Here is a 26,445-nt window from a genome sequence, read left to right as displayed (position 1 = left end):
GGTCGCAATTCACGCACGGGTCGGTCACGACACCCCCAGCTCGCGCAACCGAGGGATCAACAACGCCAACGCACGGCCCCGATGGCTGATGGCGTCCTTCTCGGCCGCCGTCAGTTGCGCCGCGCTGCGACCAGCCACCGCGACCTCGTCGCGATCCTGGACCGGCAGAAAGATCGGGTCGTAACCGAATCCGCCGTCGCCCCGCGGTTCGGTGGCCACTGATCCCCGCCACTCCCCGCGCACCACCGTGCGCTGACCGTCCGGGGTGACCAAGGCACACGCCGAGACGAAACCGGCGCCGCGGCGCTCGAGGGGAGTGTCACGCAGCTGGGCCAGCACCAACTCGAGGTTCGCCTGGTCGTCGCCGTGGCGCCCGGCCCAGCGCGCCGAGAGGACTCCGGGCATCCCCCGCAACTCGTCGATCTCGATGCCCGAATCGTCGGCCAGGCACGCCAGACCCGTTGCCGCGCAACCATCCACCGCCTTGGCCAGCGCGTTGTCCTCGAAGGTGGCACCGGTCTCGGGTGCTTCGTCGAACGGCGGCACCTCGTCCAAACCGATCACCTCGACACCGGCGATGGCCTCGGAGATCACCAAGCGCCGCAGTTCGGCCAGCTTCTTGGCGTTGCGACTCGCCAGCAGCAGCGTCGTCATCCGTCGATGGCGTCGAGCGTCTCGCCGGGGTGCGGTGACCCCAGGGCCGCACGCTGTGCGGCGAACAACGCCTCGGTACCGATGGCCGCCAGGTCGAGCATCTTGTCCAGGGTGGCGCGCGCGAAGGTGGCGCCCTCGCCGGTGCCCTGCACCTCCACCAGCGGACCGGCATCGGTGGCGACGACGTTCATGTCCACCTCGGCGCGGGAGTCCTCCTCGTAGGGCAGATCCAGGCGCACCCGGCCGTCTACCACGCCCACACTCACCGCAGCGATGGCACACGAGATGGGTTTGGGGTCGGCCAACTTGCCTTGATCGTTGAGGTAGGCCACCGCGTCCACCAACGCCACGTAGGCGCCGGTGATGGCCGCCGTGCGGGTGCCGCCGTCGGCCTGCAACACGTCACAGTCGATGGCGATGGTGTTCTCCCCCAGTGCGGCGAGGTCGATGCAGGCGCGCAGGGATCGACCGATCAGGCGGCTGATCTCATGGGTGCGGCCACCGATCTTGCCGCGCACCGACTCTCGCTGCGAACGACTGTGCGTGGCGGCCGGCAGCATGGCGTACTCGGCGGTCAGCCAGCCCAGACCCGAACCGCGCCGCCATCGCGGAACCCCCTCGTCCACGCTGGCGGTACACATCACCCGGGTCTTGCCGAACTCGATGAGCACCGAGCCCGCCGGGTGGTCGGTGAATCCGCGGGTGATGCGGATCGGCCGCATCTCGTCGTCTGCTCTGCCGTCTGCGCGTCTGCTCACCGGGCCAACTCTAACGACCCGACGAACGCGCGCAGGCGGCGATGCTCAGCGCTGGTCGATGCGGCTGGTCAGACGATGTCCAGGGCCCGTCCGGGAACGGCGACGCTGATGGGACCGGAGTAGGTCGTACTCGCCTCGGCGACGATCGCATCCTGATCGGTCCACGGTGGGATGTGGGTCAGCAACAGCGATTTCGCGCCCGCGGCGGTGGCCATCTCACCGGCCTCGGTGCCGGACAGGTGCAGTCCCGGCGGACGGTTGGCGGGGTCATGGGTCCACGACGCCTCGCACAGGAACACATCGGCGTCGCGGGCCAGCGACACCAGGCCGTCGCAGACACCGGTGTCCCCGCTGTAGGCCAGTACCTTCCCCGAGGGAGCCACGACCCGCAGGCCGTAGGTCTCGGGCGGATGCGACACCCGAGTGGGCGTGACTGTGAGTCCACCGACCTCGACTGGTGTCCCCTGTGTCCACGCGTGCACCGTGAACGTGTCGTTGACGTCGTCGATCTGACCGGGGTACTCCGAGGAGGCGGCGCCGATACGTTCACCGGTGCCGGTCGGGCCGATGAGTCGGGTCCGCGACGTGGCAGGTACCGGGGCGAATCGCCGCCAGACCATCAGACCGGGCAGATCGAGGCAGTGATCGGCGTGCAGATGGCTGAGCATGATGGCCACCCCGTTGGGATCGGTGTGCTGCTGCAGGGCCCCCAACACCCCGGGACCGAAGTCCATGACCACCGGTTGTTCACCGGGAACAGACAACAGATACCCCGACGCTGGGCGACCCGGTCCGCCGCAGCTGCCTGAGCTACCCAGAACGGTGAGACGCATGCGCCCACTGTGCCATGGGATGGACCGACGGGGTCTCACGATCGCAGATCACGCGTGTTGGATCTGTCCGATTGTGGGGCCGAGGAAGCGCGCCGACAGACGCGCGAAGGACACCGGGTCGCCGGTGGCCTGGAACACCCGGTGAACGTCCCGCTCGAGATCGGGGTTGGTGATGTCGAGTTCGGTGAGGATCCGCACCACGTCTTTGGCGGTTTCCTCGGCGCTGGACACCAGCGCCACCTCGTCACCCATGGCCAGCTGGATCACCCCCGAGAGCAGCGGATAGTGGGTGCAGCCGAGAACCACGGTGTCGACGCGTGTGTGTTGCAGCGGTTCGAGATACCCCTGTGCCAACCCGAGGATCTGGCGTCCGGAGGTGACCCCACGTTCTACGAAGTCGACGAACCGCGGGCAGGCCACCGAGGTGACCTCCACGTCGGGGGCGGCAGCGAAGGCATCGTCGTAGGCCTGCGACGCGATGGTGGCCGAGGTACCGATGACACCGATTCGACCGGTACGTGTGGTGGCCACCGCGCGGCGCACGGCGGGCAGGATGACCTCGACGACCGGCACCGGGTAGCGCTCCCGGGCATCGCGCAGGCAGGCCGAGGACGCAGTGTTGCAAGCGATCACCAGCACCTTCACACCACTGTCGACGAGGTCGTCGGCGATGGCCAGCGCATGGGCGCGGATGTCGGGGATGCGCAGCGGACCGTAGGGGCCGTTGCGGGTGTCGCCGACGTAGCGGATGTCCTCGCCGGGCAGCTGGTCCACGATCGCTCGGGCAACGGTCAGCCCACCGACGCCCGAATCGAAGATGCCGATGGGTGCGCTCGTGTCGATTCCTGCGTTGCGAGCGGGCGGACCAGAGCCCGATTCGCTCACCGGGCGACCGGCGGAAATCCCGGCGACACCGACGCCGGTGCCGACTTGTCGCGACGGTCTCGACCGGCCAACAGTGCTGCGGCCAGCACCCCGCCCACCGCGCCGAACAGGTGCGCCTGCCACGACACCCCGTCCTGGCCGGGCAGCAGCCCCCAGAGCACCGAGCCGTAGACGACGAACAGCAGCAGCCCGAGTCCGATCTGTCGCCACGAGCGGTTGAACAGCCCGCGCACCAGCAGGAACGCCAGCCATCCGAAGATGATCCCGGACGCGCCGATGGTGACCGCGTGCGACGGCCCGAACAACCACACGCCGAACCCGGACACCACCCAGACGATGACGGTGGTCACCAGGAATCGGCGCGCCAGCAGCAGCAGGAACCCCAACACCGCGCCGACGAGGGCGTTGGAGGTGAGGTGGTCGAATCCGTGATGCAGGAACGGCGAGAAGAACACCCCGGGCAATCCGTCGGCCTCGCGGCTGACGATGCCGTCGTCGTCGAGGTGGTTGCCGCCGAGCTGATCGATCGCCTCGATCACGTAGAGCAGGGCGACCAGGCCCGCCATGATGATCGCCGAGCGCAGCCACAGCTGTGACCGCTCCGATCGTGGCGCCCGAGATCGGGGCGCAGACCCAGGGCCTGAGTATGGTGCGAACGCAGGTGTGTAGGCGGGGACGGCGCCGGGCACACCCGGATATGAGCGTGCCGAACCGGGATCGACACCAGTCATCTCGCGTCCTCCTCCGGTGTCATCAGGCCCACAGCTGGCCTTCCAGCGCGTCTTCTGCATCATCGAGGGTACCGGCGTAGACGCCGGTCGACAGATACTTCCACCCCGCGTCGCAGACGATGAGGGCGATGTCGGCGCTGGTACCCGCGGCCATCGCAGTGCGCCCCACCCCGAGTGCTGCGTGCACGATGGCGCTGGTCGACACACCCGCGAACAGGCCCTCGGACTCGATCAACTCCCGCACCCGGGCGATCGCATCGCGACTGCGCACCGAGAAGCGCCGGGTCAGCACCGAGTCGTCGTAGAGCTCCGGGATGAAGCCCTCGTCGATGTTGCGCAGCCCGTACACCTCCTCGCCGTAGCGAGGTTCGGCGGCGACGATCTGCACGTCGGGTCGTCGTTCACGCAGGTACCGCCCCACGCCCATCAACGTCCCGGTGGTGCCCAGTCCGGCGACGAAGTGGGTGATCTCGGGCAGGTCGGCCAGCACCTCAGGTCCGGTGGTCTCGTAGTGCGCCAGCGCATTGGCCGCATTTCCGTACTGGTACAACATGATCCACGTGGGGTTCTGTGCGGCCAGCTCCTTGGCCACGGCCACTGCGGTGTTCGACCCACCCGCTGCCGGAGAGGGGATGATCTCGGCGCCGAACATCGTGAGCAGGTCGCGACGCTCCGACGAGGTGTTCTCCGGCATCACGCAGATGAGGTGATAGCCCTTGAGCTTGGCGGCCATGGCCAACGAGATCCCGGTGTTGCCGCTGGTGGGTTCGAGGATGGTGCATCCTGGCGTCAAGGTGCCGTCACGCTCGGCCGCTTCGATCATGCGCAGCGCCGGGCGATCCTTGACCGACCCGGTGGGGTTGCGGTCCTCCAGTTTTGCCCACAGGCGCACATGCGGTCCGCCGGCAGTGTCGTCCCAGCGTGGCGACAGACGCTGCAGGCCCACCAGCGGGGTGTGCCCGACCGACTCGATGAGCGAGTCGTAGCGCGTCATCGGCGCCCACCGGCGACGGCAGGCAGGATGGTCACCTGCCCGCCATCGGCGATCGTGGTGTCGAGGCCACCGGAGAACCGCACGTCCTCGTCATCGACGTAGATGTTGACGAAGCGGTGCAGTGTGCCGTCGGCGACCAGTCGCTCGCGCAGGCCGGGATGGTTGGATTCCAGATCGTCGATCAGCTCGGCGAGCGTGGATCCGCTTGCGGTGACCCGCTTCTCGCCGGCGGTGTAGGTACGCAGGATGGTGGGCACGGACACGGTCACGGTCATGGGGTACTCCTCGTCGGTGGTGGATGGATGGTGGTCAGCTCAGCCGCCGTCGATCTCGACGGGCTCCTCGGTGACCTGACCGTCGATGATCCGGAAGCTACGCAGCTCGGTGTGCTCTGGATCCCGGGTGGAGATCAGCACGTAGTGAGCCTGCGGCTCCGCCGCGTAGGAGATGTCAGTGCGGCTGGGGTACGCCTCGGTGGCGGTGTGCGAGTGATAAACGACCACCGCCTCTTCGTCGGCCGCTTCCATCGCGCGCCAGACACGCAGCTGCTCCCCGGAATCGAAGCGGTAGAACGTCGGTGAGCGCTCAGCGTTGATCATCGGGATGAAACGCACCGGATGATCAGACCCTTCGGGACCGGCGATGACCCCACATGCCTCGTCGGGATGGTCGGCTCGAGCATGGCCGATCATCTGATCGACCAGATCGGCCGAGATCCGCAAAACCACCAGTACACACCCTTCGTCTGCGATCAGCGCAGTGCTGAAGGCAACGTCGCGCGAAATGTCGGTATTCCGGCGACGGTCGACGCGCAGAGCACCGCGTCGACCACCGCCCGTCGGACCACCACGGCCGCAGCGGCCGACACCGCCGCCACCAGCGCCACGTCCGGGTTCATGCCGGACGGTGGCCCAGGCGCCGGCTCGATCAGCCGGCCACCGGTGGCCACGGCGAACAGCGTGTCACCGTCGAGCGGTGAGTGCGCCGGCCGGATGGCCAAGGCCAGCCCGTCGTGCGCGGCGATCGCGACCCGACGGGTCGAGGCGGCATCGAGTCGGGCGTCGAAGGCCACCACGCCGATGGTGGTGTTGAGAACGGTCCCTTTGGGCCGCAGCTGCCGGTACCGCTCGACATCGGCGGGGTCGGGGACGCCCAACCGGTGGTGCGCGAGTTCGCTGTCCTCGCTGCCCCAGGGCAGCCCGCTGGCGGGATCGATGACGTCACCGACTGGGTTGGCCACCACCAGCGCGGCGACGGTCACCCCCGTCGCCCCTGGCGCGTCGAGGACCACGCTCGCAGTCCCCACACCGCCCTTGAGCACACCGGCACGCGCGGCGGCGCCCGCCCCCACCGAGCCCCGAGCGACCTGCGCACTCGCCGCCCGCGCCGCGGCCCGACCATCTGCGGGTGTCGGTCGTTGCTGCCATCCGCCGACGGGCAGGTCGAAGATCACCGCGGCCGGGACGATCGGCACCACGTCGCCGAAGGCGTTCATCGGCAGCCCGATCCCGGCCGACGCCAGCTCGGTCATCACCCCGTCGGCCGCGCACAGCCCGAACGCGCTGCCACCGGAGAGGACCAGCGCATGCGCAGTCTGCACCGTGTTCGACGGGTCCAGCAGGTCGGTCTCCCTCGTTCCCGGGCCACCGCCGCGCACATCGACCGCGACGATCGAGCCGGTGGGCGGACGCACCACCGTCACCCCGGTGGCCCACCCCGATCCGGGGGTGGTGTCGGTGGCCAGCACCACGTCGTCATCGATGCGATGGGAGTGGCCCACCGTCACCCCGACCACATCGGTGATGCTGTCGGTGGGTCCGGGACGCCACGATGGGCTCCACCCGGTCACGACGTCACTTGCCCATCAGGGCCACGACCAACAACTCCTGCACGACGGTCAGCCAGTGGTAGACGTCGAGATGGGCGGCCTGCGGATGATCGGGGGGCAGCCGATCGGGGGTGGATTCATCGATTCCCAGCATCGCCCCGAGGGCAAGCCGTACGTCGTTGATCGCGGTCAACCACTGCTCGGCCTGAGCCGGGGTGAGGGTCATGTCGCCCCCGCCGGGCGGCAACGTCGACAGGACCACCCGCGCCGCGTCCGATTTCGCCGCGAGGATGGCCGGCTCGTGCACGCTGCGCAACGCGGCGTTGAGGTCACCGTTGACCGCGTCGGCGATCAGTTCGCGGTCTTGATCTGGACGGTGGAAGTCGGGCAGCAAGCGCGCGAGGGTGAGGTCGTCGGGCGGTGCCGAGTGACCCATCTCGATGCCGGTCAGCTGTGACAACTCGTCCGCCGGCGCGGTCGCCGAACGCTCGTCGAGCAGTTCGAGCATCGAATCGATCAGCGATTCGATCAGTTCGGCCTCATGCGCGTCGAGTCGGGTGGTGATGCGCAGCCCACCACCGCGGCCCCGTCGTCTCCAGTTGTGCACCCCAGCGCTCAGCTGTCCCGCTGCATCGTGGCCCACAGGCCCGCAGCGTGCAGCTTGCGCACGTCGGCCTCCACCTTGTCCCGGTCTCCGGTGGAGACGACCGCTTTGCCCTCGGTGTGCACCTGCATCATCAGCTGCGACGCCCGCGACTCGGAATAGCCGAACACCTTCTGGAACACATAGGTGACGTAGCGCATCAGATTCACCGGGTCGTCCCACACGATCGTCACCCAGGGCCGGTCCAGCGACGGGTCGGAGACCGCTGTGTCGGGTTCGGCGACGGCGGTACCGGCCGGGGTAGCCTCTTCGTGTCCACGAGGGCTCCGCAGCCGACTGTCGCGCCTTGGGATCCTGACGGCGCACACGCGTGCGGTCATCATCAGTCCGCGCATGAGACCAGGGTAGGTGATTGTGAGCACGGAGAACACAGCCCTGTTCACCGATCGGTACGAGCTGACCATGCTGTCGGCGGCGCTGAAGGACGGAACGGCGCAGCGTGCTTGCACTTTCGAGGTGTTCGCCCGACGGTTGCCAGACGGTCGTCGATACGGGGTGGTCGCAGGCACCGGACGGGTCATCGGCGCGCTCGCGGGGTTCCGTTTCGGCGACTCCGAACTCGCCGGGATGTCGGAGTACCTCGACGCCGACACCATCGAATGGTTACGCGGCTACCGCTTCACCGGGTCGGTGGACGGCTACCGCGAGGGCGAGTTGTATTTCCCGGGCTCGCCCGTCCTGAGCGTGCGCGGCACCTTCGCCGAAGCCGTCATCCTCGAGACCGTCGTGCTCTCGATCCTCAACCACGACAGTGCCGTCGCCTCGGCCGCAGCGCGGATGGTCACCGCGGCGGGCGGTCGGCCGCTGATCGAGATGGGCTCACGCCGCACCCACGAACATGCGGCCGTGGCGTGCGCCCGCGCCGCCTATCTCGCCGGTCTCACCTCCACCTCCAACCTCGAGGCGGCACGTCGCTACGGGGTGCCGGGCGCGGGCACCAGCGCACACGCGTTCACCCTGCTGCACACCGGCCCCGGCGGGCCCGACGAGCGTGCCGCCTTCGCCGGCCAGGTGGCCGCCCTGGGCACCGACACCACCCTGCTCGTCGACACCTACGACATCACCACCGGCGTGGAGAATGCGATCGCGGTGGCCGGTCCCACCCTTGGCGGCGTGCGGATCGACTCCGGCGACCTCGGCGTCCTGGCTCGTCAGGTCCGCGCGCAGCTCGATCGACTCGGTGCCACCGCCACCCGGATCGTGGTGTCCGGCGACCTAGACGAATACGCCATCGCCGCGCTGCGCGCCGAGCCGGTCGACGCGTACGGGGTGGGTACCTCGCTGGTCACCGGCAGCGGTGCTCCGACAGCGGGAATGGTCTACAAGCTCGTCGAGGTGGAGGGCGTCGCGGTGGCCAAGCGGTCGAGCCACAAGGAGTCGCGGGGCGGGGCCAAGACGGCCATCCGCACCCACCGCCCCAGCGGCACTGTCGTCGACGAGGTGATCCATCCGGTCGGCTCGGACACCCCCGACACCGACGGTCTGGAGTTTCGTCCCCTGCAGATCCCGTTGGTACGCAACGGAGAACCGGTCGCCGACCTGCCATCGCTGAACGCCGGGCGCGATCACCTCGCCGCGGCGTTGGTGAGTCTGCCGTGGGAGGGGCTGGGTCTCTCGCGCGGCGAGCCGGCCATCCCTACGCGCTACGTCATGCCGTGACAGCACTGCCCGCGGTTCCCGACCTCCTCGCCACCGCGGTCACCGCAGTGGGCGGGGCCACCCGCGACGGGCAGCTGCGGATGGCCTCGGCCGTGGCCCACGCGATCGACACCGGCGAACACCTCGCGGTGCAGGCCGGTACCGGAACCGGGAAGTCGTTGGCCTACCTCGTACCGGCGCTGCGCCACGCCGTGGAGTCGGGGTCGACCGTCGTGGTCTCCACCGCCACCATCGCGCTGCAACGCCAACTCGTCGACCGGGACCTGCCCCGTCTGGCCACAGCGCTGACCGGCCCCCTGGGCCGCGAACCCGTCTTCGCCATCCTCAAGGGCCGCGCGAACTACATCTGCCTCAACAAGATCCACGCGGGCGAATCCGACGAGCCCGCCGAGGAGCTCTTCGACCCGTTCACGATGTCGCGGATCGGTCGGGAGGTGGTGCGGCTGCGGGAATGGGTCAGCGACACCGAGACCGGCGACCGCGACGACCTGCCCACCTCGGTGATGGACCGGTCGTGGCGGGCGGTCAGCGTCAGTGCCCGCGAATGTCTCGGTGCGGCCAACTGTTCGTACGCCGCCGACTGTTTCGCCGAACGGTCCCGCGCACTGGCCGGGCAGGCCGACGTGATCGTGACCAACCACGCGATGTTGGCCATCGACGCGATGAGCGGATTCAACGTGCTTCCCGAACACGGCGTGGTGATCGTCGACGAGGCCCACGAGCTGGTGGACCGGATCACCTCGGTCGCCACCGCCGAGGTGTCGCCGTCGTCGGTGGCCGGCGTGGCGCGGCGGTGTTCCAAGCTCGTGGTCGTGGAACTCTCCGACGACATCCTCGGCGCGGGCGAGATGCTCGAGGACCTGCTGAGCGCGATGCCCGAGGGCCGGTGGACCCGGCTGCCGGACGGCGCGGCCCCCACCTTCGCCGCGCTGCGTGATCGGTTGTGGCGGGCGCGCAGCGCCATCGGTCCAGCTCGTGATGGCACCGATGCGACCGCCGCGGCGGCCCGATCGGCCGCGATCACTGCCGTCGATGATCTGCACGACACCGCGGTGCGGGTGCTGGCCGCATTCGACGAACCCGATGAATCCAAGCGGCGCGACGTGGTGTGGACCGCGGTGGAGACCGTCCGCGAGGACCGTCGGACGGTGCTGCGGGTCGCTCCTCTATCGGTCGGCGGGCTGCTGCGCAGCTCGCTGTTCGCCGATGCCACCGCGATTCTCACCTCGGCCACCCTGACCGTGGGCGGATCCTTCGACAGCCTGGCCGCCACCTGGGGGCTACCGATCACCGCGAACGGGTCGAGCACGGGCGGGTCACCTGTCGAGGTGACCGCCTCGGGCAAGCAGACGCCATCCGACGGCGAATCGCTGCGGTGGCAGGGCGTGGACGTCGGTTCACCGTTCGACTACCCCCGTTCGGCGATCCTCTACGTCGCCGCACACCTCGATCCGCCCGGACGCTCGGCCATCGCACCGGCGACCCTGGAGGAGATGGTCGATCTGATCTCGGCGGTCGGTGGTCGCACCCTGGGCCTGTTCTCCTCGATGCGCGCAGCGCGTGAGGCCGCCGAGGCGGTGCGCGAACGCATCGAGCTGCCGGTGCTGTGTCAGGGCGACGGTGCGACCGGGGCGTTGGTGGCCGAGTTCAGCGCCGACGAGAGGACCTGCCTGTTCGGCACCCTGTCGCTATGGCAGGGCGTCGACGTCCCCGGGCCGTCGTTGTCGCTGGTGTTGATCGATCGGGTGCCCTTTCCCCGACCCGACGATCCGCTCCTGATCGCCCGTCAGGCAGCGGTCACCGCGCGCGGCGGCAACGGATTCCTCTCCGTCGCGGCCAATCACGCCGCTCTGCTGCTGGCCCAGGGAGCCGGTCGACTGCTGCGCGCCACCGACGACAAGGGGGTGGTGGCGGTGTTGGATCCGCGGCTGGTGACCGCGCGCTACGGCGGATACCTGCGTGCATCGTTGCCACCGTTTTGGCAAACCACCGATCCGGCGGTGGTGCGCGCCGCACTGACCCGGCTGGGATCGACCGTCGGGGCCGACAGAACCTGAGACCACGCGCCAAACCACCGCCGCATCACCTACGGTTGAACCGACCGGTCCCCCCACCGGCCGCCCATCGCGACGCGAACCCAGGAGTGTGACCGAAGGTGATTGGCCGCATCGGCATCGACGACATCGAGCCGGTCATCTCCGCTGGACAGTTCTCATCCAAAGCTGTTGTGGGCGAGTACGTTCCGGTGAGCGCGACCGTGTGGCGCGAGGGTCACGACGCCGTCGGTGCCACGCTGCACGTCGAGGGCCCACGTCGCGGACACGCCGTCGAGACCCCGATGCTGCCCGCCGCCGAACCGGACACCTTCAACGCCGCGTTCACCCCCGACACCGTGGGGTACTGGACTTTTCGCATCGACGCCTGGAGCGATCCCTACGCCACCTGGTTCTCGGCGATGACCAAGAAGCTCGACGCCGGGCAGCACGCCGCCGAGCTCGCCAACGACATCGAGACCGGCGCCCGGCTGCTCGAACGTGCCGCCGAAGGTGTACCCGCGTCGTCGGTCGGGCTGGTCCGCGATGCCGTCGACGCGTTGCGCAGCGATCGCGATCTCGCCGTGCGGGTGCGCCCGGCCCTGGCGCCGGAGATGGTGACCCTGCTGACCGATCACCCACTGCGTGAGCTGATCACCCGCAGCCGCGCCCATCGGGTCTGGGTGGACCGCACGCGTGCTCTCTTCGGTTCCTGGTACGAGCTGTTCCCGCGCTCCACCGGCGGCTGGGACAACGAGGGCCATCCGGTGCACGGCACGTTTCTCACCGCAGCCGGCGAGCTCCCGCGGATCGCCGAGATGGGCTTCGACGTCGTCTACCTGCCCCCCATTCACCCCATCGGGCGGGTGAACCGCAAGGGTCGCAACAACACCCTGGACCCCGGACCGCACGACGTGGGCTCGCCGTGGGCCATCGGATCGGCCGAAGGGGGTCACGACGCCATCCATCCCGAACTGGGCACGCAGGAGGACTTCTCCTACTTCGTCTCGCGCGCGAGGGAATTGGGCATGGAAGTGGCTCTCGACCTGGCGCTGCAGTGCGCGCCGGATCATCCCTGGGCGCTGGAGCACCCCGAGTGGTTCACCGTCTCCCCCGACGGCACCATCGCCTACGCCGAGAACCCGCCGAAGAAGTACCAGGACATCTACCCGCTCAACTTCGACAACGATCGTCGCGGCATCTATCGCGCCATCCTCGACGTGGTGGTGCACTGGGTCTCGTTGGGCGTGCGCGTGTTCCGGGTGGACAACCCACACACCAAGCCACCGGACTTCTGGGAGTGGCTGATCTCAGAGGTGAAGAAACGTGATCGCGACGTGCTGTTCCTCGCCGAGGCCTTCACCCGCCCCGCACGGCTCTACGGCCTGGCCAAACTCGGATTCACGCAGTCCTACACGTATTTCACCTGGCGCACCGCCAAGTGGGAGTTGACCGAGTTCGGCACCGAGATCGCGCAGCGCTGCGACGAGGCCCGGCCGAATCTCTTCGTCAACACCCCCGACATCCTGCACGCCAGCCTGCAGCAGGGCGGGCCCGCGATGTTCGCGCTGCGTGCGGCGCTGGCGGCCACGCTGGCACCCACCTGGGGGGTCTACAGCGGCTACGAGCTCTTCGAGTCCGAGGCGGTCCGCGAGGGCAGCGAGGAGTACCTGGACTCCGAGAAGTACGAGCTCCGTCCGCGTGACTTCAAGGCCGCGGCATCGCAGGGTGATTCGCTCGAGCCGTGGCTGAGCAGCCTCAACGACATCCGACGCCGTCATCCGGCGCTACAGCAGTTGCGCCACATCACCTTTCATCATGTCGACAACGATGCGTTGATCGCCTACTCCAAGTTCCATCCCGGTACCGGCGACGTGGTCGTGGTGGTGGTCAACCTCGATCCCCACCACGCGCAGGAATCCACCCTCTGGCTCGACATGCCCGCCATCGGTCGCGGGTGGGGCGATCGGTTCTCAGGCGTCGACGAGGTGACCGGCGAGCACTTCCATTGGGGTCAGGCGAACTACCTGCGACTGGAACCGTGGCGCGCGGTGGCTCACATCGTCGCCCTTCCCCCACTGGATCCGGATGTGGCCCGCGGCCTGGGTTACCGACTTCCCATCGCGGACAGGTGAACTGATGAGCGTCGATCCGAACATCTCAGCCACCGATCTGCACCTGCTGGCCACCGGCACCCATCACGATCCGCACTCGGTCCTCGGCGCACACCCGATGGGATCACACACCATTCTGCGCACGTTGCGTCCAGACGCGACCGCGGTGAGCGCGGTGATCGGCGGGGTGGACCATCCGATGAGCAGGCAGGCGCCGGGCGTGTTCGTCGTGGCCGTCCCCATCTCCGAGCTGATGGATTATCGCTACCGCGTCAGCTATCCCGACGGGCACGGCGGCACAAGCGAATTCGTTGTGGCAGACGGATACCGGTTCCTGCCCAGCCTCGGCGAGTTGGACCTTCATCTGTTCTCCGAGGGTCGCCACGAGCGACTCTGGGACATCCTCGGCCCGCAACCGCGCACCTACGACACCCCGGACGGGTCGGTGGTGGGCACCTCGTTCGCGGTGTGGGCACCCAATGCACGCGGGGTCACCCTGATCGGATCGTTCGACGGGTGGGCGGGCCGCAGCACCCCGATGCGTTCGCTGGGCGCCAGTGGGGTGTGGGAGGTGTTCGCCCCCGACCTGGGCCCGGGTACCCGATACAAGTTCCGGGTGTACGGCAGTGACGGCACGGTGACCGAGAAGGCCGACCCGATGGCCCGACGCACCGAGGTGCCACCGGCCACGGCCTCGATCATCGACGAGTCCAGCCACCGCTGGGGTGACGCCGACTGGATCGCACGACGCGCGGCCTCGACACCCACCGCCGAGCCGATGAGCGTTTACGAGGTGCACCTGGGCTCGTGGCGGATGGGGTTGGACTACCGCGCGTTGGCCACCGAGCTGGGTGACTACGTGACCGCTCGCGGGTACACCCACGTGGAACTGCTGCCCGTGGCCGAGCATCCCTTCGGGGGATCGTGGGGCTATCAGGTCACCTCCTACTACGCACCCACCTCCCGGTTCGGGTCGCCCGACGACTTCCGGTTCTTCGTCGATCACCTGCACGGCCTGGGCATCGGGATCCTCGTCGACTGGGTGCCCGCGCACTTCCCCAAGGACGAGTGGGCGCTGGCCCGTTTCGACGGCGCGCCGCTCTACGAACACAGCGACCCCAAGCGCGGTGAGCAACTCGATTGGGGCACATACGTTTTCGACTTCGGTCGCAATGAGGTGCGCAACTTCCTGGTGGCCAACGCGCTGTTCTGGTTCGACGAGTTCCACATCGACGGACTGCGCGTGGACGCCGTCGCATCGATGTTGTACCTGGACTATTCGCGCCCCGACGGCGGCTGGACACCCAACGTCTACGGCGGTCGCGAGAACCTCGAAGCGGTGCAGTTCCTGCAGGAGATGAACGCCACCGTCCACAAGCACCATCCCGGCGTGGTGACGGTGGCCGAGGAGTCCACCTCATGGCCAGGGGTCACCCGCACCACGAACCTCGGCGGACTCGGCTTCACCATGAAATGGAACATGGGGTGGATGCACGACACCCTGGGCTACCTGTGCCGAGATCAGGTGCACCGCAGCCACCATCACCACGAGCTGACGTTCTCGCTGATGTACGCCTGGAGCGAGAACTTCGTGTTGCCGATCAGCCACGACGAGGTGGTGCACGGCAAGGGAACCCTCTGGTCGCGGATGCCCGGCGACTCCCACGCCAAGGCGGCCGGTGTGCGCGTCGCGCTGGCCTACATGTGGGGACATCCCGGAAAGCAACTGCTGTTCATGGGCCAGGACTTCGGACAACGCTCGGAATGGTCGGAGAACCGCAGCCTCGACTGGGATCAACGCACCGGGTGGGAGGGCGAACTGCACACCGGCATCGAATCTCTCGTCACCGACCTCAACCGGGTCTACCGCCAGACGCCCGCGCTGTACACCCAGGACACCACCCCCAACGGGTTCTCCTGGATCGACGCCAACGACACCGCGGGCAACGTGATCAGCTTCCTGCGTTTCGGGTCCGACGGCAGCGTGCTCGCGTGTGTGTACAACTTCTCCGGCATCACCGTCACCGATTATCGGATCGGTCTCCCGCAGGCCGGCACCTGGACCGAGATCCTCAACACCGACTCCCCGCACTACTCCGGGAGCGGCGAGGGCAACCTCGGCTCGATCGTCGCCGACGGACCCGCCTGGCACGGGCGGCCCACGTCGGCACGGATGACGTTGCCCGCCAACGGTGCCATCTGGATTCAGCCTGCTTGAGGCGACGATTGCCCTCGGGGAGGTCAGAACAGGGCGCTGGCCAGCTTTCGGCGGGCGGCGACCACGAACGGTTCGGCCGGGTCGAAGAGCTCGAACAGCGACAGCAGCCGGGTGCGGGCGGCGGTACGGTCCTCACCTGCGGTCAGCCGGACCAGCGTGATCAGTCGGTCGAAGGCCGCCTCGGGCTGCTGGTTGAGCAGCAGGACGTCGGCCGCGGCGAACTGACCGTCGCGATCGTCGGCGGCCGCGCTGTCGACGATCGCCGGGTCGTGCTGCTGGGCGCGCATCATGAAGTCGAGATTGCGCACCACCGACGCGGCCTCGAGATTGCCGGGGTCAGAATCGGCGATCGCCCGGTAGGCCTGCGCAGCGGCGGCCAGGTCACCGGATTCGAGAAGCTGCTCGGCGGCGGCGACCTGCGGGTCGACGGGTTCAGGGGTCGGGGTCGACGCACCCTCGGTGGGCATCCCGGTCAGCCGGTCGCCGACCTTGGCCAGGATCTCGTTCACCCACCCGGTGATCTGTGCGGCCGGTTGCACACCCTGGAACGCCGCGACCGGCTGGCCCAGCGCGATGGCGATCACGGTCGGCACCGACTGCACCCCGAAGGCCTGCGCGATCCGCGGGTTGGCGTCGATGTCGACCTTGGCCAGCACCCACTGTCCGTCGGCGTCGGCCGCCAACTGCTCGAGCACGGGTGAAAGTTGCTTACACGGCCCACACCACGTCGCCCACAGGTCGACCAGCACCAGAACCTGCTCGGAACGGGCCAACACCTCGGCCTCGAAGGTCTCCTCGGTGACGTCCACGACGGCTGCCGGCGCGGCGGACGCGGGACCGTTCGCGCCGGTCGCACCTGCAGTGGCCGCGGACGTCGCGGGCCCACCTGCGGGCGCGGGTGACGCTCCTCGAGACGGCGGCCGGTTGCGGGCGGCGTCGGCGCGCTCCTTGAGCGCAGAGAGGTCGACGGCTCCGGTCATGGCGGCGGCGCGGGCAAGGGCGCTGGGCTGTGGTCGTTGAGGTCGGCTCACACCACAAGTCTGGCACGTCCACGCAGGCCCAAGCCACGCACCCGCGTCGGCATCAGGCGGACGGGGCCTCGTGCGGGCGCGGGGTCGTCGGTGCTGCCGAGGTGCGGCGCGGTCGGACCACCATGGCCGCCGAGGCGGCGAAGACCAGCGCAGCCACCGCGATCCACAGCGCCGTTCCCAGGCCTGTGTGGCCACTGACGAAACCGATCGAGGCCGGTCCGGCCAGCATCCCCAGGTATCCGGTACCCACGACCGTCGAGATCACGCGACCGCTGGGCCGATCGGTGATGTTTCCCGCCGCGGTGAACAGTTGGGGCACGCCGCCGGCGATCCCGATCCCGAACACCGCCCACCCGATGATCGCGATCAGCGGAGCCGGCGCGAGGATCACCAGCCCCAGACCGACCGCAGCGAGCACCGCGCCGCCCCGGACCACTGCAGCCGGCCCGGCCCGGTGCACCACCCCGTCGACGAGAAACCGACTGATCACCATCGTTGCGCTGAACACCGCGAAGGCGATGGCGCCGATCGCATCCGAGGTGCCGAATCGCTGCACCAAGTGCAACGCGCTCCAGTCGTAGGCGGTGCCCTCGGCCAGCATCAGAGCGAAGGCGACTGCGGCCATCACCGCGATCCGCCGCCGCAAGCCGCGCGGGAAGCCAGCCACCGCCCGGTCGTCGGTCTCACCGGCGGGTACCGGGCGGGTCGCACGCACGAGATGAGCTGCGGTGGAGGCGATCACCACGGCACAGACCAGACCGACGCAGGCCACGGTGGCCGGTACCGGCACACCGAGCACCAACCCGAGCGCGGCCACACCACTGCCCAGCATCCCGCCGAGGGAGAAGAACGCGTGAAACGACGACATCACCGGGCGTGGACAGCGTTGCTCGACCACCACCGCCTGGGCGTTCATCGACACATCGAGTGCGCCGTTGACGAATCCGAACATCGCCAGCGCCAGCGCCAGCGCCCACACCGAGGTCACCGTCGCCGGAGCGATCATGACCAGGCACAGGGCAGCGGCGGCGATCACGACCGGCCCACGTGAGCCCCACCGATCGATGGCCACGCCGCAGAGCTGCATCCCGGCGAACGCTGACCCGCCGAGGATCAGCAGCAGCAACCCCAGGGTGGTGTGGTCGGCGCCGGTGCGGGTGGCGATGACGGGCACGTGGGCCACCCACATCGCGGCCAAGGCCCCGTTGACCGCGAACACCGCCGACACTGCGATGCGGGCGCGGGACGGGGTCGACGCGATCACGGTCGTCGACCCCGCGCTCATCGCAGGGCCTGCTCGATGCGGTCGACTTTGGCGGCCAGCTCGCCGGTCGCGCCCGGCCGGATGTCGGCCTTGAGGACCAAGGACACCCGAGGGGCCACGGCGAGCACGGCGTCGGTGGCGTCCTTGACCACCGCGAACACCTCGTCCCACTCCCCCTCGAGGTAGGTGAACATCGCCGAGGTCTGGTGATCGAGCCCCGAGGCGCGCACCACCGCGACCGCGGCCGCGACGGCGTCGGTCATGGTGCCGTCCTCGTCCACGGCGTTCCCGCCGGACGGGGCGATGCTGAAGGCGACGATCACCCCGTCACAGTCACACGCCACGCCGGTGTAGGGCAACCCGATCGCACAGAGTGCGAGGCCAGGTGTCGGCCCGACCAGGCCTCAGACGGTGGTGGTGGGGTTTGCGGTGGTCGGGGTCGTGACGCCGGTGCTCAGTTCGGCCAGATGGCCGTTGCGCTGCGCCCACGCCTCGAACACCAATGTGCCGAACGGCGGGATGCTCGACACCAGCGCGAGCAGCGTGACGTTGCGTCCCCACGACAACGCGCGGGCGGTGACCAGGGAGATGACGACGAAGGCGATGAACACGATGCCGTGCACCATCCCCGGCACCGACACGGCCTTGTCGTGACCCAACACCCATTTGAAGAACATGGCGATCAAAAGTGCCACCCAGGTGATGGCCTCCAGGACGGCGATGAACCGAAACCGCTTGGCGGTGGTGCTCAGATCGAAGAAGGAACGCATGCCACCATTGTGCCCGATCTGGGAAGGCTGCTACTACTTGCCGTAGTAGAAGCCGATTCCCGGACCTCTCAACGCTTGGGCACGGTGATGATCAGGGCGTCGCCCTGGCCACCGGCCCCACACAGGGCCGCCGCCCCGGTCCCGCCGCCGCGGCGAGCCAGCTCCAAGGCCAGATGCAAGGTGATGCGCGCGCCGGAGATCCCGATCGGATGCCCGATGGCGATGGCACCACCGTTGACGTTGACGATCGCCGGGTCGATGCCCAGCTGCTCGGTCGAGGCCAGTCCGACGGCGGCGAACGCCTCGTTGATCTCGACCAGGTCCAGATCGGCCGGGGTGATACCGGCACGGGCACAAGCCTTCTCGATCGCGTTGGCAGGCTGGGACTGCAGGGAGGAGTCGGGCCCGGCCACCACTCCGTGCGGGCCGATCTCAGCCAGCCACGCCAGCCCGAGTTCGGTGGCCTTGGCCTTGCTCATCACCACCACGGCCACGGCTCCGTCGGAGATCTGCGATGCGTTGCCGGCGGTGATGCTGCCGCTCGCGGCGAACGCCGGACGCAGCCGTCCCAGCGAATCAACCGTCGTGTCGGCACGGATGCCTTCGTCCTCGGTGAACTCGATGGGCTCACCCTTGCGCTGAGGGATGCTCACGGGCACCACCTCGTCGGCGAAGACACCGTTCTTCCAGGCCGCCGCCGCCTTCTGATGCGACTGCGCGGCGAACTCGTCCTGCTGGTGGCGGCTGAACGCCGGGCCGTGGTTGCCGTCGTTGTGCTCTTCGGTCAACGCCCCCATGGGCTGATCGGTGAAGGCGTCCCACAGACCGTCGTAGGCGGTGTGATCGACCAGCTCGACGTTGCCGTACTTGAAGCCGCCGCGGCTGCCCGGCAGCAGGTGCGGCGCCTGCGTCATCGACTCCTGGCCACCGGCCACCACGCACTCGAACTCGCCGGCCCGGATCAACTGGTCGGCCAGGGCGATCGCGTCGATGCCGGAGAGACACATCTTGTTGATCGTCAACGCAGCGACATCCCAGCCGATCCCAGCCTTGATCGCGGTCTGACGCGCAGGCATCTGACCGGCGCCTGCGGTCAGCACCTGCCCCATGATCACGTAGTCGACCACCGACGGATCGACCGAGCCCTTGTCCAGGGCCCCGCGGATGGCGATGGCCCCGAGGTCGACGGCGCTGAGATCCTTCAGCGACCCGCTGAGGCGACCGATGGGGGTACGTGCACCGGAGACGATGACCGAGGTGGTGGTGGCTGTCGACATGGGTGACCTCCTGCAGGTGGGACCGACCGCCGCGTGGTGGCGGTTTCGGGACAACGCTACCGTTGGGTGATGACCGCCTCCGAACGGGCCGATTCGGCCACCGCGCAGATCAGCGACCTCGTCATTGCCGTCGACCATGTCGGTATCGCCGTACCCGACCTCGCAGCGGCCATCGGGTGGTACGCCGAGCACCTGGGTTTCGCATGCCTGCACCAAGAGGTGAACGAAGCGCAGGGGGTCGTCGAGGCGATGGTCGGTCCCGCCGACGCACCGGCCACCGGCGGCACGCTGATCCAGCTGCTGGCCCCGCTGGACGAATCCTCCACCATCGCCAAATTCCTCGACCGCAATGGCCCGGGCCTGCAGCAGCTGGCCGTGCGCGTGCGCGACATCGACGAGGTGATGACCCGCCTGTCCGGCGCCGGGCTGCGGCTGCTCTACGACGCACCGCGGCGCGGCACCGCGGACTCGCGGATCAACTTCGTCCACCCCAAGGACGCCGGCGGTGTGCTGCTCGAACTGGTCGAGCTCGCCGAGCACTGAACCTGCAACCTCGGGGCAGAGCACCTGAACCCGGCTCGCGAGCAGCGCGCTGACGCCCGAATCGTGCGACACACCCGTTAAACTCTGGCGCATGGCCGAACACGATCACGTCTCGTCGTCAACGTTGCCCTTCGCCATCGCGATGCGCGGCTACGACCGCGAACAGGTCGCGGAGTTCTTCGCGCGAACCGATGCCGAGCTCCGCGTGATCGCCGCCGACCGGGACGCAGCCGCAGCGAACGCACGCGAACTCGCCGAGCACCTCGAGGACGCACGCGACGAAGTCGACCAGCTGCGCCGCGAGGTCGACTCGCTGTCGGTGCCCGTCACCACCGCCCAGGGCATGAGCGACCGCATCTCTCGCATGCTGCAGCTCGCCGCCGACGAGTCCTCGGAAATGCGGGCCGAGGCCCAGGCGCAGGCAGCCGAGATCTTGTCGGTGGCCCAACAGGAGGCTGCGCGGCTGCGCGAAAACGCTTCCGAGGAAGCCAATTCGACCCTGGCCGCCGCCAAGGTGGAGTCACAACGTCTGCGGACCGAGGCAGCCAACCTCGAGGCCGAGGCACGCCGGGCCACCGAGGAGAACGCCCGGTTCATCGCCGAGCGCACCGCGGCCATGGAGGCCGAGCATGCTCGCACGATGAGCGCGGCCAAGGCCGAGGCCGAACGGATCGTCGCCAACGCCCGCGCCCAGGCCGCCGAAGCCGACGCCGAGGCCCAGCGCAACCGCGATCGCGTGCAGGAGGACTTCGACGTCACGATGGCCGCGCGTCGCGACAAGACCGTCCAGGCCATCAAGGAACTCGAACTCACCTCACAGGCCACGGCCAAAGACCTGCTCGACAACGCGACCGCTGAGTCCGAACGTCTTCTCGCCCAGTCTCGTTCGATCGCCACCGAGCGGGTCACCCGGTCCGGCGAGCTGGTGCAGAGTGCCCGCCAGCTCCGCGGGCGGCTGCTTGCGCAGATCTCGGAGGTGCGCTCCAGCCTCGACGAACTGCCGCGCATGCTCGCCGAACTCGAGGGCGAGAAGGACATGGTCGATACCGACATCACCGAGTTGATCAACGGCGGACTGGGCGACGCGGCCAAGATCGATCGCGCCACTGCCACCGTTGGTCGCGAGTAGCAAGACCCAGCAGTCTCTCAGCGATACCCGGTGCGGGTGGCACGCCCACGCCAGCAACCGGTGTGCCAGTGGCGCCGATCCTCGCCGTCGCGATCGGTGACCGGCCAGGCCACGACGTGGGCCACCCCGACCACGATGGACTGGTTGCACCCCGGGCACAGATAGTTCTTCACTGCGGCCGACGCCGAGATCGTCCGGACATGGTGATCGATCTCGTATCCGGCAGGTCCGGGTTCCACGCGGTGGGCGCCGATCGACCGCGGCACGGGTGTCGCGCGGCGATCACGGTTGTTGTGACGAGGCATCAGGGTCAGAAGAGTCGGAACTCGGTGCTCTCGGTGCCGCGCAATGCGTCGTAATCTAAAGTGAGGCAACGGATTCCGCGATCCTCGGCAAGAGTCCGCGCCTGCGGTTTGATGACCTGGGCCGCAAACACCCCCGACACCGGAGCCAAGGTGGTGTCCCGGTTGAGCAGCTCGAGGTACCGGGTCAGTTGTTCGACCCCGTCGATCTCACCGCGGCGCTTTATCTCCACGGCCACCGTGGCGCCACCAGCGTCCCGACACAGCAGGTCCACCGGACCGATCGCGGTCATGTACTCCCGCCGAACCAGGGTGTAGCCGGTTCCCAGCGTGGCCACGTGCTCGGCGAGCAGCTCCTGCAGGTGCGCCTCCACGCCGTCCTTCACCAGGCCGGGATCGACGCCGAGCTCGTGGGTGGAATCGTGCTCCACCTCTCCGATCTGGATCCGCAGCTCCTCGCCCGCCTTGTTGGTCACCACCCACAGTGCCGTGGCGGTTGAATCGTCGGGTGCCGGCGACTCGTGCAGCCAGCAGGGTGGACTCATCCAGTTCAGCGGCTTGTAGGCGCGGTCGTCGGCGTGCACGCTGACCGACCCGTCGTTCTTGATCAACAGCAGCCGACGCGCCATCGGAAGATGGGCGGTCAACCGTCCGACGTAGTCGACCTGACACTCAGCGATCACCAAACGCACCCCTCCACCTTAGGTTGCCGCGCGCGACGACTGCGAGGCATGCTGGCGCGGTGGACGCCGACGACGATGCGATGGTCGCCGTGTCCAGCCGCATCGTCTACCGCAACGCATGGATGACGCTTCGTGAAGACACGGTTCGGCGTTCCGATGGTTCCGACGGCGTCTACGGCGTCGTCGACAAACCACCCGGGGTCACCGTGATCGCCGCACGTCCGGGCCCGGCAGAGGAGGAGTACTACCTCGTCGAGCAGTTTCGATACCCGGTCGGTGCGCGGCGGTGGGAGTTTCCCGGGGGTACCCTGCCCGACCAGGCGGTCGCAGCGCCGGAGGTGATCGCGCGCCGTGAACTGGTGGAGGAAACCGGACTCGATGCGGGACGGCTGACCCTGTTGGGCACGATCGACGTCGCCGTCGGGTTCTGCAGTCAGCCCAACTCGGTCTTCCTGGCCGAAGACCTCATCGAGGGTCGAGCGATCCTCGAGAACGAAGAGTCCGACCTGATCGGGCGGTGGTGGTCGCGCCGGGAGGTCGTCACGGCCATACGCACCGGCGCGGTGTGTGATGCGCATTCGTTGGCCGCATGGGCGTTGTTGTCGATCGCCCGGTGACGAGCGCGCCCGAGTTCACTGGCCGCCGGCGTTTCTGATCGCCGGCGCGGTGGAGTTGGGTAGCAGCCACGCCGAACACTCCGGCAATCGCACGTCGACGTCGACGTCGTCGACGAACCGGTACGGAGAACTCAGCAGCATGCCGGTGAGTTGCTTGCGCAGACGCGACAATTCGGCCCGCACGGTGACGGTTCGCGTGGGATCACCGAAGAGATCGGCGGCCATCTGCGACGCGGTTCGACCGTCACGATGAGTGGCCAGCAGATAGAGGATCTCGGCGTGGCGCGGGGTCGGCTCGTGCGTCCATGATCCGATCGCCCCGTCGACGCAGACCAGCGGACGCGAGGTGTCGCTGAGGTCGATCCGGATCTGCCGACGCGACATGTGCGCGACGACATCTGTCGAGCGCACCGGGGCGACCAGCCATCCACCCGGCAACGGTTCGACGTCGCACAAGCCCAGAGTCGGTACGTATACACGGCCGACGTGCATCTCGTCGGGCAACGTCACCCGGTGACGCGAGGCAACAGATTCGACCGCGGCCACCCACCCGTGTCGATCCACGGCCAGCGACGGCTGACGGGTCCGGGCCAGGATCGGCGCCGCGACCGCGCGCAGCCGATCCAACGTGCTGCGATGGAGTTCTCGCAGGTGCGATTCGGCCAGTCGGGCAACGACGTCGACGAGCGCGACGGTCGTCGGGTGAATGGTCGCCGCAGGCCCGCTCACGTCGACCGCGCCGATGACCGAACCCGAACGCGGGTCGTGGATGGGGGCCCCTGCGCAGGTCCACGGGTGATGGCTACGGACGAAGTGCTCGGCCGAGAACACCTGCACAGCACGCCGCGAGACCAGCGCGGTTCCGATGGCGTTGGTTCCCACGGTGTGCTCGGCCCAACTCGCCCCCTCGATGAATCCGAGTCGATCAGCCTGGTCGATCACATGAGCGGACCCGCTGCGCCACAGCACCCGACCGTCGCCGTCGGCGACAACCAGGATGTTGTCGCCTTCCTCCAGCAGGGCACCGAGCCCCAAGGTCAGGTCGTCGATCACGTCGATCAACCCCGACTCGTGTCGCCGCGCCTGCACCTGGGTGGCGTCGAGGGTAGACACCGGTCCAGCGAGCTGATCGGGGTCGACCCCCATGGACAGCAGCCGATCCCAGGACGAGGAGATGATCGAGCGCGGACGAGCCGGGGCCCGAGCACCGGACATGGTCGCGTCGTAGACCGCGGCGAGGGTCCGCGCATGCTCGCGTGGATCGTCGCCGGCAACCAGAGCCGGCTCGGCGACGGGGTGATCAGACATCACCAACAGTGTGCGCCAGGTCACAACCTGTCCGCAATCGCCTGGCGCTCACCTTCGCGGTGCAACGGTCTGCAACTCTTGCCCGCCGTGGGGTCGGCGAGTGTGCTTGCGATCACAACCCGACGATCGCATCGGGTGGGAGTGAGGAGTGACCATGACACAGACATTGGAGCCCGAAACCGCAGTGACCGCGGACGACCCGCACGCACGGATGCTCGCGTGGCTGCGTCGATTCGAGGAAGCGCTGACCACACGTGACATCGACCGCGCGGTCGCCGAGTTCCACACCGACAGCTACTGGCGCGATCTGGTGTCGTTCACCTGGAACATTCGCACCGTCGAGGGCCACGAGCCGATCCGGGACATGCTGAGTGCTCGGCTCGACGACACCGCGCCGACCGGGTTCACCACCGTCGAGCCCGCCACGGCCGAGGGCGATGTGGTGTCAGCGTTCATCGAGTTCGACACCTCGGTGGGGCGCGGCAAAGGGCACGTGCGCATCTCCCCCGACGCTGACGGCGTGGACCGCGGATGGACGCTGCTGACCACGCTGCGCGAGCTCACAGGTCACGAAGAGCACCAGGGCGAACTGCGCGACCTGGGCGCGGTGCACGGCCAGTCGACCGACACGCGGTCGTGGGCCGAGCGCAAGGCCGACGAGGACCGACAGCTCGGGCGGACGGTGCAGCCGTATGTGTTGATCGTCGGCGGCGGACAGGCCGGCATCGCACTCGGTGCCCGCATGCGACAACTCGGTGTGCCGACCATCGTGGTCGATCGTCACCAACGCCCAGGCGACCAGTGGCGCAGTCGCTACAAGTCGTTGTGCCTGCATGATCCGGTCTGGTACGACCATCTGCCGTACCTGCCGTTCCCGGACAACTGGCCGGTGTTCGCACCCAAGGACAAGATCGCCGACTGGCTGGAGTTCTACACCCAGGTGATGGAGGTGCCGTACTGGGGCTCGACCACCTGCACCTCCGCCACCTACGACGAACGCACCGAGCGGTGGACAGTCGAGGTCGACCGTAACGGCGAGCGACTCACCATCACCCCCACGCATCTCGTGTTGGCCACCGGCATGTCCGGCAAGGCGCACGTACCGACCCTTCCGGGCCAGGACGTGTTCACCGGCGAACAGCATCACTCCAGCGCCCATCCAGGGCCCGACGGATACGTCGGTAAACGTGTTGTCGTCATCGGCTCCAACAATTCCGCGCATGACATATGCAAAGCGTTGGTGGACAACGGGATCGACACCACGATGGTGCAGCGATCTTCGACGCACATCGTGCGATCGGAATCATTGATGGATCTCGGCCTCGGTGACCTCTACTCCGAGCGTGCCGTGGCCTCCGGTGTCACCACCGAAAAGGCCGACCTCATCTTCGCCTCGCTCCCCTACCGGATCATGCACGAGTTCCAAAAGCCCATCTATGACGCCATCCGCGAACGCGACAAGGAGTTCTATCAGCGCCTGGAGGCCGCCGGCTTCGATCTGGATTTCGGCGACGACGACTCGGGGTTGTTCATGAAGTATCTGCGCCGCGGGTCGGGCTACTACATCGATGTAGGCGCCAGCGACCTGATCGCCGATGGGACCATCGCGCTGGCGCACGGTCAGGTGGAACGACTCACCGAGAACTCGGTGATCCTCGCAGATGGAACCGAGCTACCGGCCGACGTGGTCGTGTACGCGACGGGCTATGGCTCGATGAACGGGTGGGCCGCCGACCTGATCGGACAGGAGGTGGCCGACACAGTGGGCAAGGTATGGGGCCTGGGCTCGGCGACCACCAAAGACCCCGGCCCATGGGAGGGCGAGCAGCGCAACATGTGGAAGCCGACTGCACAGCCCAACCTGTGGTTCCACGGAGGCAACCTGCACCAGTCGCGACACTATTCGCTGTATCTGGCCCTGCAACTCAAGGCGCGCCATGTCGGTATCCCCACGCCGGTCTACGGAATGCAACAGGTCCACCATCTGAGCTGATCACCAGCCGGTAGCCTCCGCAAGACCGCATACACATGCTTGAGGCCCCCACACTGATCGTGTGGGGGCCTCAAGGGAAGGTGTGTTCGGCGGTGTCCTACTCTCCCACACTGATTAGGGTGCAGTACCATCGGCGCTGGAGGGCTTAGCTTCCGGG

27 protein-coding genes are annotated in these 26,445 nt (G+C 68.2%); 8 read left to right on the top strand and 19 right to left on the bottom strand.

From position 1 onward, the window contains the following. Window positions 1-24: 24 nt before the first annotated feature. The 11 genes from KIK15_RS15900 to clpS form a co-directional block, all read right to left on the bottom strand. Window positions 25-654, bottom strand: coding sequence for a non-canonical purine NTP pyrophosphatase (locus KIK15_RS15900; RefSeq protein WP_214245714.1), 630 nt, complete (start codon window positions 652-654; stop codon window positions 25-27). Then, window positions 651-1,412: a ribonuclease PH gene (rph, locus tag KIK15_RS15895; protein WP_214245713.1), complete on the bottom strand. Its 762-nt coding sequence runs from the start codon at window positions 1,410-1,412 to the stop codon at window positions 651-653. The genes KIK15_RS15900 and rph overlap by 4 nt, the downstream gene beginning before the upstream one ends. Before the next feature lie 68 nt (window positions 1,413-1,480). Continuing rightward, the gene (locus KIK15_RS15890; protein WP_214245712.1) at window positions 1,481-2,245 is read right to left on the bottom strand and encodes a cyclic nucleotide-degrading phosphodiesterase; all 765 of its coding nucleotides are present in this window, start codon (window positions 2,243-2,245) and stop codon (window positions 1,481-1,483) included. A 48-nt stretch (window positions 2,246-2,293) separates the two neighbouring features. Continuing rightward, entirely contained in the window at window positions 2,294-3,088 is a 795-nt protein-coding gene (gene murI / locus KIK15_RS15885) for a glutamate racemase (RefSeq protein WP_214245853.1), read from the bottom strand. A gap of 38 nt (window positions 3,089-3,126) precedes the next feature. Then, the gene (locus KIK15_RS15880; RefSeq protein ID WP_374222871.1) at window positions 3,127-3,720 is read right to left on the bottom strand and encodes a rhomboid family intramembrane serine protease; all 594 of its coding nucleotides are present in this window, start codon (window positions 3,718-3,720) and stop codon (window positions 3,127-3,129) included. Between the two features lie 163 nt (window positions 3,721-3,883). Beyond that, complete coding sequence (locus KIK15_RS15875; RefSeq protein WP_214245710.1) at window positions 3,884-4,855, bottom strand: PLP-dependent cysteine synthase family protein; 972 nt, start codon at window positions 4,853-4,855, stop codon at window positions 3,884-3,886. Continuing rightward, complete coding sequence (locus KIK15_RS15870) at window positions 4,852-5,130, bottom strand: MoaD/ThiS family protein (protein WP_214245709.1); 279 nt, start codon at window positions 5,128-5,130, stop codon at window positions 4,852-4,854. The genes KIK15_RS15875 and KIK15_RS15870 overlap by 4 nt, the downstream gene beginning before the upstream one ends. 39 nt (window positions 5,131-5,169) lie before the next feature. Continuing rightward, the gene (locus KIK15_RS15865) at window positions 5,170-5,583 is read right to left on the bottom strand and encodes a M67 family metallopeptidase (RefSeq protein ID WP_307851933.1); all 414 of its coding nucleotides are present in this window, start codon (window positions 5,581-5,583) and stop codon (window positions 5,170-5,172) included. Window positions 5,584-5,606: 23 nt separating this feature from the next. Continuing rightward, complete coding sequence (locus KIK15_RS15860) at window positions 5,607-6,704, bottom strand: P1 family peptidase (RefSeq protein ID WP_214245708.1); 1,098 nt, start codon at window positions 6,702-6,704, stop codon at window positions 5,607-5,609. A gap of 4 nt (window positions 6,705-6,708) precedes the next feature. Continuing rightward, complete coding sequence (locus tag KIK15_RS15855) at window positions 6,709-7,290, bottom strand: DUF2017 domain-containing protein (protein WP_214245707.1); 582 nt, start codon at window positions 7,288-7,290, stop codon at window positions 6,709-6,711. A gap of 8 nt (window positions 7,291-7,298) precedes the next feature. Beyond that, the gene (gene clpS / locus KIK15_RS15850; protein WP_214245851.1) at window positions 7,299-7,667 is read right to left on the bottom strand and encodes an ATP-dependent Clp protease adapter ClpS; all 369 of its coding nucleotides are present in this window, start codon (window positions 7,665-7,667) and stop codon (window positions 7,299-7,301) included. Between the two features lie 34 nt (window positions 7,668-7,701). Between clpS and KIK15_RS15845 the strand changes: the two genes are divergently transcribed. The 4 genes from KIK15_RS15845 to glgB all read left to right on the top strand — a co-directional run bounded on the left by KIK15_RS15845 (window position 7,702) and on the right by glgB (window position 15,371). Continuing rightward, window positions 7,702-9,006, top strand: a complete 1,305-nt coding sequence (locus KIK15_RS15845) for a nicotinate phosphoribosyltransferase (protein WP_214245706.1) — start codon at window positions 7,702-7,704, stop codon at window positions 9,004-9,006. Next, the gene (locus tag KIK15_RS15840; protein WP_307851932.1) at window positions 9,003-11,063 is read left to right on the top strand and encodes an ATP-dependent DNA helicase; all 2,061 of its coding nucleotides are present in this window, start codon (window positions 9,003-9,005) and stop codon (window positions 11,061-11,063) included. Before KIK15_RS15845 ends, KIK15_RS15840 begins: the two co-directional genes overlap by 4 nt. A 98-nt stretch (window positions 11,064-11,161) precedes the next feature. Continuing rightward, window positions 11,162-13,174: a maltotransferase domain-containing protein gene (locus tag KIK15_RS15835; protein WP_214245705.1), complete on the top strand. Its 2,013-nt coding sequence runs from the start codon at window positions 11,162-11,164 to the stop codon at window positions 13,172-13,174. A 4-nt stretch (window positions 13,175-13,178) separates the two neighbouring features. Beyond that, complete coding sequence (gene glgB, locus KIK15_RS15830) at window positions 13,179-15,371, top strand: 1,4-alpha-glucan branching protein GlgB (protein WP_214245704.1); 2,193 nt, start codon at window positions 13,179-13,181, stop codon at window positions 15,369-15,371. Between the two features lie 23 nt (window positions 15,372-15,394). Here glgB and trxA read toward each other — a convergent pair whose 3' ends face one another. The 5 genes from trxA to KIK15_RS15805 form a co-directional block, all read right to left on the bottom strand. Beyond that, the gene (gene trxA / locus KIK15_RS15825; RefSeq protein ID WP_214245849.1) at window positions 15,395-16,351 is read right to left on the bottom strand and encodes a thioredoxin; all 957 of its coding nucleotides are present in this window, start codon (window positions 16,349-16,351) and stop codon (window positions 15,395-15,397) included. Between the two features lie 103 nt (window positions 16,352-16,454). Continuing rightward, complete coding sequence (locus tag KIK15_RS15820) at window positions 16,455-17,687, bottom strand: MFS transporter (RefSeq protein WP_214245703.1); 1,233 nt, start codon at window positions 17,685-17,687, stop codon at window positions 16,455-16,457. Further along, the gene (locus tag KIK15_RS15815; RefSeq protein ID WP_214245702.1) at window positions 17,684-17,989 is read right to left on the bottom strand and encodes a thiamine-binding protein; all 306 of its coding nucleotides are present in this window, start codon (window positions 17,987-17,989) and stop codon (window positions 17,684-17,686) included. Before KIK15_RS15815 ends, KIK15_RS15820 begins: the two co-directional genes overlap by 4 nt. Window positions 17,990-18,070: 81 nt before the next feature. Continuing rightward, window positions 18,071-18,436 carry a DUF3817 domain-containing protein gene (locus tag KIK15_RS15810; protein WP_214245701.1) on the bottom strand — a complete coding sequence of 122 codons (366 nt, stop codon included), beginning with the start codon at window positions 18,434-18,436 and terminating at the stop codon, window positions 18,071-18,073. Window positions 18,437-18,504: 68 nt separating this feature from the next. Continuing rightward, on the bottom strand, window positions 18,505-19,713 hold the full coding sequence (locus KIK15_RS15805; RefSeq protein WP_214245700.1) for an acetyl-CoA C-acetyltransferase: 1,209 nt from the start codon (window positions 19,711-19,713) through the stop codon (window positions 18,505-18,507). A 69-nt stretch (window positions 19,714-19,782) separates the two neighbouring features. Here KIK15_RS15805 and mce point away from each other — a divergent pair, with 69 nt between their 5' ends. Beyond that, complete coding sequence (mce, locus tag KIK15_RS15800; protein WP_214245699.1) at window positions 19,783-20,256, top strand: methylmalonyl-CoA epimerase; 474 nt, start codon at window positions 19,783-19,785, stop codon at window positions 20,254-20,256. Window positions 20,257-20,347: 91 nt separating this feature from the next. Next, a complete protein-coding gene (locus KIK15_RS15795; RefSeq protein WP_250324833.1) occupies window positions 20,348-21,385 on the top strand; it encodes a DivIVA domain-containing protein in 1,038 nt (345 codons plus the stop codon). Between the two features lie 17 nt (window positions 21,386-21,402). Here the strand turns inward: KIK15_RS15795 and KIK15_RS15790 are convergent, their stop codons facing one another. Continuing rightward, window positions 21,403-21,690 carry an ATP/GTP-binding protein gene (locus KIK15_RS15790; RefSeq protein ID WP_214245698.1) on the bottom strand — a complete coding sequence of 96 codons (288 nt, stop codon included), beginning with the start codon at window positions 21,688-21,690 and terminating at the stop codon, window positions 21,403-21,405. A gap of 5 nt (window positions 21,691-21,695) precedes the next feature. Further along, complete coding sequence (gene nucS / locus KIK15_RS15785) at window positions 21,696-22,379, bottom strand: endonuclease NucS (protein ID WP_214245697.1); 684 nt, start codon at window positions 22,377-22,379, stop codon at window positions 21,696-21,698. A 50-nt stretch (window positions 22,380-22,429) separates the two neighbouring features. Between nucS and KIK15_RS15780 the strand changes: the two genes are divergently transcribed. After that, window positions 22,430-22,987 (top strand): NUDIX hydrolase, encoded by a 558-nt coding sequence (locus KIK15_RS15780; protein WP_307851931.1) that lies wholly within the window; start codon window positions 22,430-22,432, stop codon window positions 22,985-22,987. A gap of 15 nt (window positions 22,988-23,002) precedes the next feature. Here the strand turns inward: KIK15_RS15780 and KIK15_RS15775 are convergent, their stop codons facing one another. Next, window positions 23,003-24,295 (bottom strand): GAF domain-containing protein, encoded by a 1,293-nt coding sequence (locus KIK15_RS15775; protein WP_214245696.1) that lies wholly within the window; start codon window positions 24,293-24,295, stop codon window positions 23,003-23,005. Window positions 24,296-24,449: 154 nt separating this feature from the next. Between KIK15_RS15775 and KIK15_RS15770 the strand changes: the two genes are divergently transcribed. Next, window positions 24,450-26,288, top strand: coding sequence for an NAD(P)/FAD-dependent oxidoreductase (locus KIK15_RS15770; RefSeq protein ID WP_214245695.1), 1,839 nt, complete (start codon window positions 24,450-24,452; stop codon window positions 26,286-26,288). Window positions 26,289-26,445 lie beyond the last annotated feature (157 nt).

Source organism: Williamsia sp. CHRR-6, assembly GCF_018474015.1.
GTDB lineage: Bacteria > Actinomycetota > Actinomycetes > Mycobacteriales > Mycobacteriaceae > Williamsia_A.
Note: the sequence above shows the minus strand (reverse complement) of the source record. Positions and strands in the feature narration are given on the sequence as shown.

Bases quoted from the DNA above. Each gene is read 5' to 3' on its own strand.
- KIK15_RS15775 (WP_214245696.1), bottom strand. From the start codon at position 24,295: ATGTCTGATCACCCCGTCGCCGAGCCGGCTCTGGTTGCCGGCGACGAT.
- KIK15_RS15900 (WP_214245714.1), bottom strand. From the start codon at position 654: ATGACGACGCTGCTGCTGGCGAGTCGCAACGCCAAGAAGCTGGCCGAA.
- trxA (WP_214245849.1), bottom strand. From the start codon at position 16,351: ATGACCGGAGCCGTCGACCTCTCTGCGCTCAAGGAGCGCGCCGACGCC.
- KIK15_RS15805 (WP_214245700.1), bottom strand. From the start codon at position 19,713: ATGTCGACAGCCACCACCACCTCGGTCATCGTCTCCGGTGCACGTACC.
- KIK15_RS15890 (WP_214245712.1), bottom strand. From the start codon at position 2,245: ATGCGTCTCACCGTTCTGGGTAGCTCAGGCAGCTGCGGCGGACCGGGT.
- KIK15_RS15875 (WP_214245710.1), bottom strand. From the start codon at position 4,855: ATGACGCGCTACGACTCGCTCATCGAGTCGGTCGGGCACACCCCGCTG.
- KIK15_RS15790 (WP_214245698.1), bottom strand. From the start codon at position 21,690: ATGCCTCGTCACAACAACCGTGATCGCCGCGCGACACCCGTGCCGCGG.
- clpS (WP_214245851.1), bottom strand. From the start codon at position 7,667: ATGACCGCACGCGTGTGCGCCGTCAGGATCCCAAGGCGCGACAGTCGG.
- KIK15_RS15810 (WP_214245701.1), bottom strand. From the start codon at position 18,436: ATGCGTTCCTTCTTCGATCTGAGCACCACCGCCAAGCGGTTTCGGTTC.
- mce (WP_214245699.1), top strand. From the start codon at position 19,783: ATGACCGCCTCCGAACGGGCCGATTCGGCCACCGCGCAGATCAGCGAC.
- glgB (WP_214245704.1), top strand. From the start codon at position 13,179: ATGAGCGTCGATCCGAACATCTCAGCCACCGATCTGCACCTGCTGGCC.
- KIK15_RS15870 (WP_214245709.1), bottom strand. From the start codon at position 5,130: ATGACCGTGACCGTGTCCGTGCCCACCATCCTGCGTACCTACACCGCC.
- KIK15_RS15795 (WP_250324833.1), top strand. From the start codon at position 20,348: ATGGCCGAACACGATCACGTCTCGTCGTCAACGTTGCCCTTCGCCATC.
- KIK15_RS15770 (WP_214245695.1), top strand. From the start codon at position 24,450: ATGACACAGACATTGGAGCCCGAAACCGCAGTGACCGCGGACGACCCG.
- KIK15_RS15820 (WP_214245703.1), bottom strand. From the start codon at position 17,687: ATGAGCGCGGGGTCGACGACCGTGATCGCGTCGACCCCGTCCCGCGCC.